Source organism: Peptoniphilus faecalis (assembly GCF_012976305.1).
Classification (GTDB): Bacteria; Bacillota; Clostridia; order Tissierellales; family Peptoniphilaceae; genus Peptoniphilus_A; species Peptoniphilus_A faecalis.
In genome coordinates this window covers 21996-37714 of the sequence record NZ_JABDSR010000008.1, presented here as the reverse complement: position 1 = coordinate 37714, position 15719 = coordinate 21996, and the positions used below count along the sequence as shown (strand labels likewise).

The 15719-nt window shown below is 32.3% G+C and carries 15 protein-coding genes, 1 tRNA gene and 1 other RNA gene; 4 read left to right on the top strand and 13 right to left on the bottom strand.

Going from position 1 to position 15719, the window contains the following annotated elements:
• Positions 1-48: 48 nt before the first annotated feature.
• The 10 genes from HKO22_RS06620 to HKO22_RS06575 all read right to left on the bottom strand — a co-directional run bounded on the left by HKO22_RS06620 (position 49) and on the right by HKO22_RS06575 (position 11284).
• On the bottom strand, positions 49-2694 hold the full coding sequence (locus tag HKO22_RS06620; RefSeq protein WP_169969411.1) for an S-layer homology domain-containing protein: 2646 nt from the start codon (positions 2692-2694) through the stop codon (positions 49-51).
• Between the two features lie 455 nt (positions 2695-3149).
• A complete protein-coding gene (locus HKO22_RS06615) occupies positions 3150-3629 on the bottom strand; it encodes a ferritin (RefSeq protein WP_169969409.1) in 480 nt (159 codons plus the stop codon).
• An 86-nt stretch (positions 3630-3715) separates the two neighbouring features.
• Entirely contained in the window at positions 3716-5818 is a 2103-nt protein-coding gene (locus HKO22_RS06610) for an alpha/beta hydrolase family protein (protein ID WP_169969407.1), read from the bottom strand.
• A 27-nt stretch (positions 5819-5845) separates the two neighbouring features.
• Positions 5846-6739 (bottom strand): PSP1 domain-containing protein, encoded by an 894-nt coding sequence (locus HKO22_RS06605; RefSeq protein ID WP_169969405.1) that lies wholly within the window; start codon positions 6737-6739, stop codon positions 5846-5848.
• Positions 6736-7674, bottom strand: a complete 939-nt coding sequence (locus tag HKO22_RS06600) for a DNA polymerase III subunit (RefSeq protein WP_169969403.1) — start codon at positions 7672-7674, stop codon at positions 6736-6738. The genes HKO22_RS06605 and HKO22_RS06600 overlap by 4 nt, the downstream gene beginning before the upstream one ends.
• Positions 7674-7958: a cyclic-di-AMP receptor gene (locus HKO22_RS06595; protein ID WP_169969401.1), complete on the bottom strand. Its 285-nt coding sequence runs from the start codon at positions 7956-7958 to the stop codon at positions 7674-7676. The genes HKO22_RS06600 and HKO22_RS06595 overlap by 1 nt, the downstream gene beginning before the upstream one ends.
• 8 nt (positions 7959-7966) lie before the next feature.
• Positions 7967-8293: a cyclic-di-AMP receptor gene (locus tag HKO22_RS06590; protein WP_075659416.1), complete on the bottom strand. Its 327-nt coding sequence runs from the start codon at positions 8291-8293 to the stop codon at positions 7967-7969.
• Positions 8290-8898, bottom strand: coding sequence for a dTMP kinase (gene tmk / locus HKO22_RS06585; RefSeq protein WP_075659417.1), 609 nt, complete (start codon positions 8896-8898; stop codon positions 8290-8292). Before tmk ends, HKO22_RS06590 begins: the two co-directional genes overlap by 4 nt.
• Positions 8895-10247 (bottom strand): aminotransferase class I/II-fold pyridoxal phosphate-dependent enzyme, encoded by a 1353-nt coding sequence (locus HKO22_RS06580; protein WP_169969399.1) that lies wholly within the window; start codon positions 10245-10247, stop codon positions 8895-8897. The genes tmk and HKO22_RS06580 overlap by 4 nt, the downstream gene beginning before the upstream one ends.
• 50 nt (positions 10248-10297) lie before the next feature.
• Positions 10298-11284, bottom strand: a complete 987-nt coding sequence (locus tag HKO22_RS06575; RefSeq protein ID WP_169969397.1) for a biotin--[acetyl-CoA-carboxylase] ligase — start codon at positions 11282-11284, stop codon at positions 10298-10300.
• Between the two features lie 56 nt (positions 11285-11340).
• Between HKO22_RS06575 and HKO22_RS06570 the strand changes: the two genes are divergently transcribed.
• Positions 11341-11430: transfer RNA gene (locus HKO22_RS06570), tRNA-Ser, on the top strand.
• Between the two features lie 3 nt (positions 11431-11433).
• Positions 11434-11698, top strand: an RNA gene (gene ffs / locus HKO22_RS06565) — signal recognition particle sRNA large type.
• A gap of 7 nt (positions 11699-11705) precedes the next feature.
• Here ffs and HKO22_RS06560 read toward each other — a convergent pair.
• The 3 genes from HKO22_RS06560 to HKO22_RS06550 all read right to left on the bottom strand — a co-directional run bounded on the left by HKO22_RS06560 (position 11706) and on the right by HKO22_RS06550 (position 13692).
• Entirely contained in the window at positions 11706-12434 is a 729-nt protein-coding gene (locus HKO22_RS06560) for a hypothetical protein (RefSeq protein ID WP_169969396.1), read from the bottom strand.
• Positions 12421-13266: a 4-(cytidine 5'-diphospho)-2-C-methyl-D-erythritol kinase gene (gene ispE, locus HKO22_RS06555; protein WP_169969394.1), complete on the bottom strand. Its 846-nt coding sequence runs from the start codon at positions 13264-13266 to the stop codon at positions 12421-12423. The genes HKO22_RS06560 and ispE overlap by 14 nt, the downstream gene beginning before the upstream one ends.
• A 159-nt stretch (positions 13267-13425) precedes the next feature.
• Entirely contained in the window at positions 13426-13692 is a 267-nt protein-coding gene (locus HKO22_RS06550; RefSeq protein ID WP_075659422.1) for a Veg family protein, read from the bottom strand.
• A gap of 308 nt (positions 13693-14000) precedes the next feature.
• On the opposite strand from HKO22_RS06550, the gene mnmA reads away from it, so the two are divergent.
• Together mnmA and HKO22_RS06540 are read left to right on the top strand one after the other, a co-directional pair.
• A complete protein-coding gene (gene mnmA, locus HKO22_RS06545) occupies positions 14001-15062 on the top strand; it encodes a tRNA 2-thiouridine(34) synthase MnmA (protein WP_169969392.1) in 1062 nt (353 codons plus the stop codon).
• 14 nt (positions 15063-15076) lie between these two features.
• Entirely contained in the window at positions 15077-15706 is a 630-nt protein-coding gene (locus HKO22_RS06540) for a 50S ribosomal protein L25 (RefSeq protein WP_075659424.1), read from the top strand.
• Positions 15707-15719 lie beyond the last annotated feature (13 nt).

Genomic DNA, 15719 nt, shown 5'->3' with positions numbered 1-15719 from the left:
AAACCCGAGGTTTCCCTCGAGTTTTTTCTTTTTAATTAGTTAGGCTAATTAAGCTTCTTCAGTTACTGTAACCTCTGTAGTTTGAGCTTCTGCTGGAGCTTTTTCAAAAGTAACTTTGATTTTTGCTTGCTTTGTTTCATTAGAAAAGCTTGTTACTTCATATTTTGCAGTTACTCCATCTTTAAGTTCTGCTTTAACTAATTCTGTTACTTTAGCTACTGCTGTTTCTTGAGTTAAAGTATCTTTTGCTACCTTAACTTCAGCTAGTTTTTTATCAGCTGCTTCTTTAACTTTTGTAATTTGTTCTGTATATTCGGCTTTAATAGCATTTTCTTTTGTTTGAACATATCCCTTAACAGCATTTAAAGCTTCACTATAACTTGGGTCAACCTTTGCCCATTCAGTTTTATCTTCAAACTTAAGATCGTCAATCATTTTTTGAATATTTTCTACTGCTTTCTTTGCATTTTCAAAATCTTTATTAACTGCTTCTTGATTTGGATATTTTGCATCAAGCTTTCTGATTTCATCTTTAATAGTTTCAACTTTTTTAGCTGTTACTGGAGTTTGATTGTCATTTAATACAATATCACTTGCATAGAATAGACCATTGTTATTTCTTTCAAATACTTTGAAAGCAATTTTCTTTCCTGCAAGATCCTTAAGAGCTTCTGCATTTGTGTCTGAAATGATATAAGTTGCATATCCGCTTCTGTCAGCTTCATCAAATAAGTTGTAATCTACTCTTACAACCATGTGCCATACACCATTTACTTTTTCAACTCTTACAAGTTCTCCAACTCTTTGAGTTTTGTCAGCTGTTGGAAGAATTCCTACGATAGAATCTCTAAGTTTGAAATCACCAAGAAGTGAAATAATTTTAGCTTCATTGCTGTTTTTGTTTTCTACTTTAAATTGGATAGTATTACCAACTTCAAGTTTACCATATCTCTTAGCAGAGAAGATGTCAGCATCTCTAATATCAAGAATTGATCTTTCACCATTCTTGTCTTCAATTTCGATGAATTTCTTATCAGAGTCAACTTTTGTAATCTTAACGATTGGGTAATCAGATGAAGAGTGATCAATTAAAGTTTTGTAGTTAGATCCTGCTCTTACATCGTCAAGTTCAATAACATCAAGTTTATCACCATAGTTTAGTGGGAAGCTTGAAGTATCTCTTACATTGTTTCTGTCAACTAATGTACCGTCAGTTTTTTCAAGAGTTGTACTATAATTAGATCCTGAAGATTCAATTACTCTGAATTTTTCGCCTTCAAATGACTTATTTACAAGGTTAAATACTACAACTTTTGCAGTATTTCTATTAGCATCATCATATTTGATAGCTTTCCAGTTTCTGTCAAGTCCGTCAGTATCAAATCCAGCATATACGTCAACTATCTTGTAGTTATGATAGTTTTTAAATCCGATAAGAGAAAGTGCTTCGTTTACATTAGCAACTTTCTTCATGATATTGTTACCAGGGTTAGCTACATAAAATTCAGTTTTGTCGTTGATCTTAAGAACTAAGTCTTTAGTTTCGTTCTTATCGTATACATTGTTAAATGTAATAGTTTTTGCATCTACATCATTGTTTTTGAATTGGATAGTTGCATAAGCATCATTATTTTTGATTTTTCCTTGGTAATTATCATTTTTTATGTCTCTTGTTTTACCAAGATATAATGTTTCTACAGTGTTATCAGCAACACCTCTCCATACAGAGTTATCACGTTTAACTTCTGCTGGGTTATTGTTTATAGCAAGTTCTGCTGGGTTACCAAGTTCAATAATGTGAGTTACTTCGTTTTTGTCATTAGTAATAATTCTTACTAGTGATCCTAGATAATAATTATCTAACTTGTAGTTAATATCGCTTAATTTAACAATTTGTTGTCTTTTTGCATCTTTTCCAGTTACAAATACTGTATCAGCTGTAACCTTGTATTCCATTTTAGAATCTTGGTTAAGTTGAAGTACATCTTTAGTTAAGTTAGAGATGATACCTCTAGTTTCGTTAGCAGGTACTCTCTTGAATTCTTGCATTTTGTAAAGAGCATTGTAAACCATTGTGAATGCATCTGCTCTGTTAGCTGCTTTGTTAGAATCAGTGATTGTTACATCGTCAAGAATTCCAAGTTCAGCTGCCCAAGTCATCCAAGAAGATGCCCAAACTGCATTTTTAACCATGTCAGCAGTTAAATCTTTTTTAGCAAGAACTACTAACATTTTTGCTAATTCAGCATAAGTTACGTCGTTTTCAGGTTTGAAAGATCCATCTGGATATCCTGCTAGCATAGCGATTCCGTTAGCATCAGAAGGAACTGTTGTACCTACTGTGATAACTCCGTTAGCCCAGTGTTTAGCATCTACGTCAGAGTAGATTTTCATTGAACCTTGAAGTTTTTTAGATAGTTCTTCATTACCATTAGCTAGTACAAGTAATCTTGTAATTTCGGATCTCTTGATGTTTTTATCAAGTCCGTAGCTTCCATCTTCGTAGCCTTCAACAAGTTTTTTGTCGATAACGTATTGGATTTTATTATCTTTTCCAACTACTTTTTCAACTTTTTCAGAAGCTTCTGGTTTTTTAGCTTCTTCTTTCTTTGTTGGTTCAGCCGCGAAGACACTTGTGAATGTTCCTAGTACCATTACTAGTGCTAGTACTAAGGAAATAATTTTTTTGTTCATTTGTCTTTCGACCTCCTTAAAAATTTTGTAGATTCTACAAAAGTCTCAAACTTTTGTCGCCGAGACTGAACAATCTCGACTCAGAGGTGACAAATAAATATCGCCTTACTTTTGGTTTTATTTAATTGTCATGTTCCTCTTATGTTTCTATTATACACTAGAAACTTCCTTTGTAAAATTACAATTACATTACATAAATTTAGTGCGTGATATTGTTCTGAAATATTTATGTAATATTGATTTTACTTTAGTTGTTTTTAGCGATAATAAAAAGGGTCCTTCGACCGTAAGTAAAATTATAACAAAAGGGTTACTTTTTTGCAATTTCTTTTTTGTAAAGGGGTAATTTTAAGGATTTTTTTAAATATTTTGTCTTTATTTTTAATAAAATACTCTATAAAAATAATAAAAAAAGATACCCTAGGGTACCTTTTGATTTCAAATTATTTATATTATTATCTTCTGCCAAGTTCTCCATCGTAGATATATAGTCCTGCCCAACTTTCGCCAATTCTTTCAAGTCTTTCGATAATTCCTCTAAAGTTATCTTCTTCTTCAACTTGTTCGTCGACATACCATTGTAGGAGTGATGTTACTCTGTGGTCCTTTTCTTCTGCTGCTAAGTCTACAAGTTCATTGATTCTTCTTGTTACTTCTTGTTCATGCTCATAGGCTGTCTTGAAAGTTTCTGTGAAGCTTCCAAATTCTACTTGAGGTTTTTCTATGCTTTCAAGTTCTGGTCTTACATCTACTTCAAATAAGAATTGTCTTAATTTTTCTGCGTGTTCAAATTCTTCTTCTGCTTGTTTGTTGAAGAAGTGAGCAAAGCCGTCCATGCCCTTGTCCTTCATGTAATTAGCCATTGAATAATAAATATATCCTGAAGATATTTCAAAATTGTATTGTTCGTTTAATTTTTTTAATAGTTTTCCCATATTAAAACCTCCTATGTTTATATTGTTTTAGTTTCAACTCTATTACTCATGCTTTTATATTACCCTTCTTTTCCCTTTTTAAACAATTAGTTGGAAATACCCAAGTTATCTATTGATATTTTTGTATTGTCTTTAATTTGAAATTCTATTTTATTTATTTCATCTAATTTTATGTTGCTATTTTGCTTTTTAAAATCTTCCATTGGGATTAATACTGTTTGTGGGCTATATCTCTTTAGATAGTCATCTGTGAGATAATCTGTCTTGTAGATAAAGGCTTTTGTCATTGGTGTAATATTTTTGTATTTTGATAGGTTTAGCAAGGCACTGCTGCCCCAAGTGTCCTGAATTTCTATGTCAATTGACTCAGAATTCTCTATTAGGTTTAAATTTTCTATGTCAAATTGCAAAAACTTTCCAGTTGGTATTTTTTCTGTAAATCTTATTCCATAGGTTGATTTTTCTTTGCCCTCTAAAAAAACTGCCGTTGTATTGGATTTGCTTTCGCCATATTCGTGGCTGTGTTCATAGATATCCTTTAAGTTGTCAAAATTTATTATTCCGCCCCTTATTGATGTTGTGGTCAAGTCATAGTCTTCTTCAAAATCTGCGATTTTCAAAAAGGTTGAGTCCATGTATCTATTGTAGTAATTTGTTTTTGGCAAATCTCCGTAATCCTTTGGTCCTTCTCTAAAAATTTCTCTGTTGTAACTTTGTTCAAAGACATTTTCTAAAAAGTTTAGAGTATATATTGAAAGAATTTCTCTTTGGTCATCTCCGTCTAAGAGTTCTCTTCGATTTAAGAAAAATCCCTCAACTGGGTCTATGTCGTAGTCGCCCCAAAGTGAATTGAAGTTGCCGTGATTGCCATAGCCGAGATATATTGCTGCTTTAAATTTGTCCTTTTCTCCCGAAAAAAACACATTGTCGTAGAGTAACATACCTTCAAAGCCATCTACGTCAGCATCGTTGCTGCCGCCAATTGTGAGATAGTCCACATCCTTTAAGATTATGCTCTTGTCTGATGGTTCGTATTGGTCGTAAGTTGGCGAAACTGTTATTATTCCCTTGATGTTAAAGTTATATTTGTGGGAAATGCTTCCATCGTCAGGGTGAAAATGGAGCTGGTTAAAATTATAGGCTATTGCTGCTGCTTCTCCGCCACGAGAATGTCCAAGTAATGCAATATTTTCTTGGTCAAATCTATTGTAGAGGATGCTATCTTCTCTTTTATTTCTCGTCAAAATATTTTTTATGTTTTCAAGTAATAGGACTGCTCTTGCGTCATTTTCGTTGGAAAGTCCAAATTTTAAAAATCCATTTAACATATTTTCGTCCACTGATACTACTGCAATACCTCTTTGTGCGAGGTAATGACCAAGATAATCGTAGCCTAAATAATTTTTTGTTGTAAATCTGTGATTGCCGTGAAGGACAAATAAAAGTGGTGCTCTCTTTAAATCCTTTGGTGCATAAATTCTGCCCTTGACTTCTGTTTCTTTTAAAGTTTTGCCAAAAAATTTATCTCTAACTTTTTTTGTGTTGCCGCTATAATTTACAAAGTCACGTAAATTTACGGGCTTGCCTTCATAATCTATTACTTCTACTTTGTATTTTTCTGGTTCTGATGCAATTTTATTTTTTTCGCCCTTTATTTCATATATTTCTCCGCTGTCAAATCCCGGAAAAAACATAAAGTAAAGGGATGCAAGAATTATTATTGTGCTAGGCATTAGAAATAGTAGTGCTTTTTTCTTTTTGTTTTTTGTTAAGCTAATTAGGGACTTTGAAAAGGCCAGAATTGTTAAAAAAGTCCCTAGTGTGAATATTATTTCAAAGTGTTTTAGGTCTACATAGTATAGGCATTGGTCGTAAAAATATTTTATTCCGTAAATTAATATTGCATAAAGAGCTAGATTTTTGGCTCTAATTCTTTTTATCAAGATAATTATAATTTTTAGCAAAATTTCTGCTATGGTGTAAATTATAAAAAATAATGCTATAAAGATAAGAAGAGCTAGCAACCTTGGTACATTGAAGTCCTCTATGTAGTAATAAAAAAACATTGCTGAAAAGAAAGACATTATCGCCAATACTATTAGGTTAAATCCCCTCGCCCTTCCAAAATGTTTTTTGAAAAAATTATTTATTTTGTTTGATATTTTTATTAAAAAATTATTTATTTTCATAATAATAGGATAAGCTCTCACTTATCCTTAATCCCTCTCTAATTCTACAAGTTCACTCTCGTCATATTCTTCGACATTAAGTGATATTGATTCAGCTATAAAAGTTTTGTTAAACTCACGAGTTCGCTTTATTTCATCGAGTTCTAAATAGGCTATCTCTTTTTCTTCTTCAAATTCATACATGACTTTTACAAGTTCTTGTATTGTGTAAGTTGAAACTACTGTCGCCTTGCCTCTATTTGTCTTTACAATTTCGCCGGCTCTTGGCATTTTCTTGTTAATACATTCGTAACCCTCTTGTTCGTATTTTAGACAACACATAAGCCTGCCACAAATGCCAGAAATTTTTGTGGGATTTAAGCTTAAATTTTGGTCCTTTGCCATTTTTATTGAAACTGGTGAAAATTCGCTTAAAAATGTGGAGCAACAAGTTGGTCTGCCACAGCATCCAAGTCCACCAACGAATTTTGCTTGGTCACGAACTCCAATTTGTCTAAGTTCAATTCTTGTTTTAAAAATTGCGGCTAGATCCCTTACTAATTCTCTAAAGTCCACTCTGCCCTCTGATGTGAAATAAAACAATAGTTTTGAGCGGTCAAAGGTGTATTCGCAGGAGATTAGTTTCATATCAAGTCCATGTTCTTTTACCTTTTGCTCGCAAATTATAATTGCTTCTTTTGCTTTATTTCTATTTTCCACATTGATATTTTCGTCTTCTTGATTTGCAATTCGTATTACTGGTTTAAGCTCGCCCTTAATGCTTTCTTCTTCTACTTTTTTTAAAAGTTTTACTGTGCCAAATTCAAGTCCACGCACAGTTTCTACTATTACATAATCGTCAATTTTTAAATCTATATCAATGGGATCAAAATAATAGATTTTGCCAGTTCTTTTAAATCTAATTCCAGCTATTTCTATCATCTAATTCCCCCTAATTCCATTAAAAGTGTTTCTACATTTAAGTCAAAATTTATATTATTTTCATTGCGTTTAAGTGCATTTATAATTGCGTCATAGGATTTTATTATTTGCGATACATTGACATCTTCTAATTTTAATAAGTCTATTTTATCTATGTTTGCAATTTTTTCTTCTCTGCCACTTTTTATATATATTAAGTCCATGTACCATGTGAGCATAAAATTCAAAATATTTTCAAATTCATTTTTATTATCCTTGAAAAATTTTATTTCGTCAAAAATAAATTCTGTATTTCTTATAATTTTGTCAATTAATTTTATTACATCTTCTCTCTTGGAGAGAAGTTCAGGATCTTCGTAATATCTAAGGGCAAGGCTTACACTCCCCTTGGAAAGTCGTGAGAAAAGTTTTGCATTTTTTTCTGTAATATTTTTTTTAATCAAAAAGTCTTCTATTCTATCTCTTGTTACATCTGCAAATTTTAAAATTCTGCATCTTGAAATAATTGTGGGAAGAATTTTTTTCATGTTGCTTGAAATTAATATTAAAATCAAGTAATCCATTGGCTCTTCCAAGGTTTTTAAAAGTGCATTTTGTCCTTCTACTGTTACTTTGTCAAAATCGTCTATGATTACAACTTTGTGGCTACTGTTATAGGGTTTTGAGAAGGAGTTTTCGATGATTTCTTCGATTTCTTCTTTTTTTATTATGCCTCCTCCCTTTACTATGAAAAGGTCGGAGTCTTCGTATTGATTTATTCCACTAAAAAATCTGAGGGCTTCGCTATTGTCCTTTAAGATTGCTCTTGCAAAATTTTTTGCATGTGAAAATTTCCCTATTCCCTTTGAGCCGCAAAAAAGATAGGCGTGGCTATAAGATTTCTTTTGTAAATCTCTTTCTAAGCTATTTATTATTTCTGGGTTTTCTAAAAACATTAAATTCTCTTTGAGTCTTCCAAGTCAACTACAAATATTGTGGCTCCAGAAACTTTGAAGTCCCCTTCCTTTATGTGAATGTCTTCGGGTTCAGTGAGTTCCTTAAAAATTGCGTAAATCCTATCTAGTTCCCTTTCTTCGCAGCCTAACAAAAGTGTGGTATTGCCCGATTTGAAAAAACCACCTGTTGAACTTAACCTTGTAACATATATATCTTCGTCTAAAAATTTATCTATTAGTGCATCTGTGTATTTTTCTTGCACTATTGCTATTATCATTTTCATAATATCACCTAAAACTTTTTAAAATCAAATACTTCAACTACAAAAATTGTCGCTCCACCAACTTTTACGCTTATTGGCACTGGAATCATGGCTTGACCAGGAATATTAATTGGTTGGATAGTTCTTTTTACTTCTCTTGTTTTTGAGTTTTCTTCTAAAATTTTCATGAACTTATCTTTGTCTTCATCGTCAATCCCTGAAAGGATTGTAACATTTCCCGATTTTAAAAATCCGCCAGTGGAACTTATTTTTGTAACTTTAAAATTATTCTCGTTAAGAGTTTTTATTAAATTTTCGCTATCTTCATCTTGAATTATTGCGATTACAAGTTTCACACAACCATCCTCTCTTTTAGAACTTTCATGCAGTCGCAAAAAACTTCTTCTATACTTTTATTTACATCTATAAAATAATAATTGTCTTCTTTTTCTAAATTATTGTAGTAGTCTCGAACTTTTTTGTGAAATTCGTCAGGTTCTCTCTCTAATCTGTCATAGCAGGATTTATCTTTTCTGTGAAGAGTTACGCCACTGCTTCTAAAGATAAATACAATGTCGGGTTTAATCCTTCCCGTTGCAAAATTATTTATGCTTAAAATGTCTTCTATTTTTTGTCCCCTTGCATATCCTTGGTAGGCAAGAGATGAGAGTACGTATCTCTCACAGAGAACTGTGATTCCCCTTTCTAAAGCGGGAATTATTTTTTCGTAAGTATGCTGGGCTCGTGATGCAGAGTATAAAAGTGCTTCTGTCCTCATGTCCATTTCCCTTAAATCTTCGTCTAAGATAATTTCTCTTATTTTTTCAGAAATTCTCGTGCCACCGGGTTCTCTTGTCTTTATTGTATTTACTTTCTTCTTTAAAAGTTCTTCATAAATTAAATTGCAAATTGTTGATTTTCCAGACCCGTCTGGTCCTTCAAATGTAATAAATGCACTCATTTAACTACCTCAATTTTATCTTCGTGAAGTCCTATTATTTCAATTCCTTCATTTAAAAACCTATCTATACTTTCTATAATTTTATCGTCAATAATCTCGCCAAAACTCACTAGGGGTACTCCTGGTGGATAGGCTGCTATTATCTCTTTGGAAATTCTGCCCTTTGCATCCTTATATGAAAGGTATTCGCCCCTTGCTAAAAAAGCTTTTTTTGGCATCATTTTTCTTTTTGGGATTTCAATTTTTAAGGGCGAAATCTCCTTGTATTCATTGTTTTTGTAACTTAAAATTACATCTTTTAATTTTTCTATTTCAGCTTTAGAATTTATTGGAGAAATTAGGGCAAGAGCATAGTATAAATCGCCCATTTCAAGCCTAATGTTTTTGTTTTTTAAAAAGTCCTTTAGGACTTCTTCGCCACTCATGTTGCCAATTCTAAATATAAATTTCATTGGATCTAGTGCTATTATAGAGTCGTGGCTTAAATCTAAGTTATAATTTATTTCTCTTTTTAGGCTCTCAATATCTTCTATTCTATTTTTTAACTCAAATCGTCCAACTTCGTCCATGTATTTTAACCCCGCTTCAATGGAAAGCATAAATAAATAGGAGGGCGATGTGCTATTATAAATATTTATATATTTTAAAAGTTCATCGTGAGAAAATCTATTTGTCCCTCTGTGAATTAATGCAGTCTGCGTAAGCGAAGGTATCATCTTATGCGTTGAATTTATAACTAAGTCGGCACCTGCTTCTATTGCTGAATATTTTTTTAAGTCTGAAAAATATAAATGTGCTCCATGGGCTTCATCGACAATCACTGCAATGTCATTGTCATGCAAAATTTTTACGATTTCCTTTAATTTTAAAATTCCGCCAAAATAATTTGGGCTTACTAGTACGCAAGCTTTTATATTATTTTTTTTGATTTTATATTTTAGTTCTTCTTGGTCTATGCCAAAATACATGGCACGATTTTCATCGTAAATTGTATTTAAGTAAATTGGGTCTAAGTCATTTAAAAGAAGGGCGTTGTAAATGGACTTGTGTGCGTTTCTCTGTATTAAAATTTTGTCGCCCGAGGATGTAGCCATGGAAATTGCAATGTGAAGTGCTCCCGTAGATCCATTTGTAATCATAAAGGATTCTTTTGAGCCAAATATTTTTTTTATCTCTAAGTGCAAGTCCTTTATTGCTCCCCTTGGATTTAGGAGATTGTCTGTGTCTAATATCTCAGTCAAATCACTTTTTATATCCAAATCAAAAAAGTTCTTGCCTTTGTGAGCGGGCATTCCAAAAGAGATTACATCTTTAATTTTATTGATTTCATTTTTTAAAGGGCTCTTCATATTTTCCTCAACTTCCTTTAATTATACTATAATTTATAATCATTTAAAAGTTAGCCCTTTTCATAAAAATCTCCCTTAATGGAAACTTCGCCACTTGAAAGGGTGATCTTTTCTTCTCCAGTATCCACTATTAAATTGCCCTTTTCGTTTATGTCGATCCCCTTTGCCGAATATTTTTTGCCATTTAATTCAAAGGAAAGTTCCCTTCCAATTACTAGTGAATGTTTTTTGTAATAGTCTATAATTTCGTGGTCTTTTTTTCTATAATTATTTTCATAAAAGGCATTTAAGATGCTAGATAAAATTTCATTTCTTATGGTATCAGTTTCAATATAGCCTGCAATGTCCTTTAATTCTTTGAAACTATCGTCCTCTGGTTTGTTGACATTTATCCCAATGCCAACAATTACAGACTTCACGCTCCTCGATTCAAAGTCTGCATCAAGTTCTGATAAAATTCCACAAATCTTTTTGCCCTTTAAAAATAAATCGTTGACCCATTTTATTTGAGGTTCTTTCCCCGTAGACTCTTTTATACCTTGAAGAACGGAAACTGCCGCCTTCACTGTGATTAAATCAAAAAAAGAAAAATCAAAAAATTCCTTTGGATGTAAAATTATGCTAAAGTAAACTCCGCTTCCCTTTGGCGATTTAAAAGTTTTGCCCGTTCTTCCACGTCCTCCCCTTTGCATATCAGATACAATTACAGTAAAATCCTTGACCTCTCTAGAATATAGCCTTCGCTTTGCTTCGGTATTAGTTGAATCAATTTCATCAAATACAATTATGTCAATGTCCTTTAATTCTTCACGAAGTCCCTTTCTTATTCCTTCTTCAGATAATTTATCGTCTGTTTCTAAAAGTTTGTAGCCAAGTTTTGTTTGAGCTTCAATTTGAAATCCGCTTTCCTTTAAGCTATTTATTGCCTTCCAAATTGCCGTTCTTGAAATATTTAATTTTTCTGCCAACTCTTGACCAGAAATATAATTTGCTCTGTTTTTTTCTAATTCTCTTAATACAATATCCTTTGTTTTCAATATATCACCTTCTTGACATTTTTATAAATCTACTGTAAAATGATTTTCTAGGCTATGGAGAGATGTCCGAGTGGCTGAAGGAGCCCGCCTGGAAAGCGAGTATACATGAAAGTGTATCGGGGGTTCGAATCCCCCTCTCTCCGCCATCGCCATGCTAAGCGGGAAATTAGCGATGTCCTGTACCTGCAATTCGCTACAGCAGGGCTGAATTCCCTATCTAGGATTTTAACTTTATCGCCTGCCCCATATAAGTGGTGTTGATGATTGGGTCCTGCGCAACAGAAACTTATGAACCGTGTCAGATCTTGATCGAAGCAGCACTAAGTAAGATCTTTTGTGTGCCGCAAGGGTCGCCTGATTTGAGCTAACTGTATGGGTAACGGATGAGGTTAACTTTCGACATAGGGTGCATGGCTACATATTAGTCCCATTTATTTGGGACTTTTTTCTTTTTTAATTTTGATACATTTAAGATTTCTTTATCCTTCAAAACCCCTTTTTCTCTCAAGTATTTTTCACTTCTAGAATAAAAGCCTCTCTTTGAATTTGTTACATAGAAATAATCTCTTATGTAATTTTCCTTTTTATACTTATAATCCTCTAAAAGGGCATCTGTGTTTGAAAAAATTTCTATTCCCTTAAAATATTTTTTGAAAAAATCTTTTTTTAGGTGAAGTCCACTTGACGCCAGAAAAATTAAATCGTAGCCATTAAAATCAAAATCTTGGAAATATTCATCGCAAATTTTTTTTATAATTTCATCTGCTATTGTGTCATTACATGCGTTTATAAGTAGTGGAGCGTTAAAGTATTTTACATAGGATTTTGTGAAATTATCTAGAGTTTTTTCTTCTAAGGTAAGCTTTGATGAAAGACACAAAATTTTTCTGTGGGCAAGTTTATTTTTTAAAGCTTTTTCTCCAAATTCTGCATTTTTAAAATCTTTAAAATAATTTATGGCGTCAAAGTCCATGACATAGACTTTTTTGTCCTTTTTAAAAAATTTTTTTATATATTCAATTCGTTCATTTACGGCGTCCCTTTTGTAAAGCCCGTAGTATTCAAACTTGTCGTCAATATAATAGTTTAAAAAGTCACGATGTTCTTGGTATAGACCTACTATGCCAGGTCCCGTGTCAAAAACTGCCAAATTCTTCACCTACTCTCACTTTGTATACTTGTTTATAAATTTTACTAAAATAAAAATATGCTTCCTCTAAAGATTTTTTGTCTTCAAATATTCCAAAAATTGTTGCGCCGCTTCCACTCATTAGTGCCGCAGATTTAAAGTCAATTAATTTGTTTTTAATCTCCAATAAATCTCTGTGCACATTAAAAACTACATCTTCCATTTTATTTCTCAGAAGAAAATTTAGTTTTTCTATGTCTAATTTATAAATTGCATCTAAAATTTTTTGAAAATCTATTCGCTCATCATCTATCTTTGCTTTTTTGTAGACTTCCTGTGTTGAGATTCCATATCCGGGATTTATGATTAAAATATTTTCAAGATATATTGGCCTTACATCTTCTAAAATATCGCCAATGCCACTGGCAATTTTTGTCCCACTAGTCATCATATATGTAAAATCTGCTCCAAGATCCTTTGCCATTTCTATTAGCTCCTTCCTTTGAAAATTTAAGTCATAAAGTTCATTTAGTGCGTAAAAAGTAGCTGCTCCATTGGAAGTGCCGCCAGCAAGCCCTGCTGCAATTGGAATTTTTTTATTTATTTGAACTTTAAAGGGAAGGTCATGTCCAGCTTTATTTTTTAAGGTTTCATAAGCTTTGTAAATTAAATTGTCCTTTATGTCAAAGCTAAAGTCTTGTGAGATTTCTACTTTATTGCTTTTTGAAAAATTCATCTCATCGTAAAGATCTGTCATTACCATTAAGGTTTTTATGTCGTGGTATCCATTTTCCCTTTTGCCAATTATATCCAGTGATAAATTTAATTTTGCGTGGGCATTTTTTTTAATCATAATACACCTCAAATTAATTATAATTCATAATTTATTTTTTTGCATCAATGTATATTAAGGCTTCTTGCTTTATTTTTCTTTTATTATAAAATTTAATCTTCTCTTAAAATTTTTCGATAAATTTAGGCAAAAAAATAAGCTGCCTAAGCAGCTAATATTTTATGAAATCATCTTTGCATCTTTATAGCTTACATCTTCGTCTAAAACTGTAACTTTCACAGTTGATGTCAGTACATCAGAATATGTGTAGCTTGCAGTTACAAGTTCCTCTCCGTTAAAAACTTCAAGTACAAAAAGACTTGGATAAATTGCTTTTAATACTCCTTTGCGAGTAACAATTTTTTTTCTGCCCTTGTTGGCTTGTACAATAACTTTCTTTCCAATATGATTTTCAAGTTCTTTCTTGATTAATTGCATTTGATTCATTTGATATCCATTCCTTCCAAATACTTTTAATACTAATTTATTATATTATAAAAGTCTAACTATGTCAAATAAATTTATTATTTTACTCCATAAAAATTTTTTTGTCAATGAATATTTCAACAATTTTGAAATATTTTTTTTCCCTAATTTTTATTCTATAACAATAATTTTTATTCCAAAGTTATTTTATAATTTTTTTATTTCTTATTCAAAAAGCCCCTAGAACTTGTATTTTTTAAATAAGTCTAGATTTTTCAACTCAACTATTGTATAATTATGTATTGTTATTAAGTGGATTGGAGGTATTGATGCAAAAAAACAAAAAAGTCATTCTAGGAATGAGTGGCGGCGTGGATTCGTCTGTGTCTGCAATTCTCTTAAAAGAAGCTGGCTACGATGTTACAGCTGTTTTTATGAGAAACTGGGCTGAAGATGACGGAATGTGCACGGCAAGAGAAGATTACATTGATGTAGTTTCTGTATGTTCTCAACTTGATATAAAATACTTTACTGTCAATTTTGAAAAAGAATATAGAGATAGAGTTTTTTCTTACTTCCTTAGTGAATACAAAAAGGGCAGAACTCCCAATCCAGATGTAATGTGCAATACTGAAATTAAGTTCAAGGCATTTCTCGACTATGCAATGGATTTTGATGCTGATTATATTGCAATGGGTCATTATGCTCGTACAAAAAATATCCATGGTAAAACTTATCTTTTAAGGGGAGCCGATCCTAATAAGGATCAGTCTTATTTTTTGTCAAGGGTTAGGTCTGATGCACTTGCAAAGACTCTCTTTCCCGTTGGCGAGTTAAAAAAGGACGAGGTAAGGAGCATTGCAAAAAAGTATAATCTTTCTACTGCTTCAAAAAAGGATTCTACTGGAATCTGTTTTATTGGCGAAAGAGATTTTAATGAATTTTTAGACCAATTCCTTTTTACTAAACCTGGCAAGATTGTGGACGAAAGGGGCAATGTAATTGGAGAACATTCTGGTCTTATGCACTACACAATTGGTCAAAGGCGTGGAATTGGCATAGGTGGCGTTGGAAGTGGTGAACCCTTCTTCGTTGCCGACAAAGATTTGAAAAATAATCTTTTAATTGTAGCACAGGGAATTAATAACCCTGCACTCTATAAAGATGAGTTTGAAGTTGAAGATGTTTTTTGGATTACAGAAATTCCTTCTCTTCCCATTGATTTATCTGTTAAAATAAGATATAGGGCAAGCGATGAAGATGCGATGCTTGAAAATAATAATGGTAAATATATTGTTAAATTGAAAAAATCACTCAAGGGTGTTACGCCTGGTCAAGTATGTGTTTTTTATCAAGGCGATGTATGTCTTGGTTCAGGTATTATAAAATAATTTTGGAGGTATATATGAAATTAGTTTTAAACAAAAGAGATGCAAAGGGCAAAAACAAAGTTGATAAACTTAGAGTTAAGGGTGAAGTTCCTGGAGTTCTTTATTCAAAGGGAGAGGAAGCAAAGTTAGTATCTGGTCTTGAAAAAGATTTACTTAAGGTTTTTTCTGATGAGGGATTTTCAAATATTTTTGAAATCGAAGTTGATGGAGAAACTGTTTCCGTTCTTTTTAAAGAAGTTCAAATGCACCATATTAAAAATGCAATGGTTCACTTTGACCTATTTGAAGTTGATATGAACACTGAACTTACTGTTGCAGTTCCTGTTGTTCTTGAAGGTAGAGAAGAAGTTAAGGTTCAACCATCTTCATTAATCCAAGTATTAAACGAAGTTGAAGTAACTTGCCTTCCAAAATATCTTCCTTCTGAAGCTATTGTAAATGTTGTTGAAATGCAAATTGGCGATGTTAAAACTGTTGCTGACCTTGACATTTACGGCGACGAAAATATTAAAATTGACATTGATGCTGAAGAAACTGTTGCAACTCTTGTTGAACCAACAGAAGAAAAAGAACCTGAAGAAGGTGAGGAAGAAGTTTCTGCAGAAGTTCCTACTGTTTCTGAAACTGAAGAGGACGCTGAATAATAATTTGTATTTT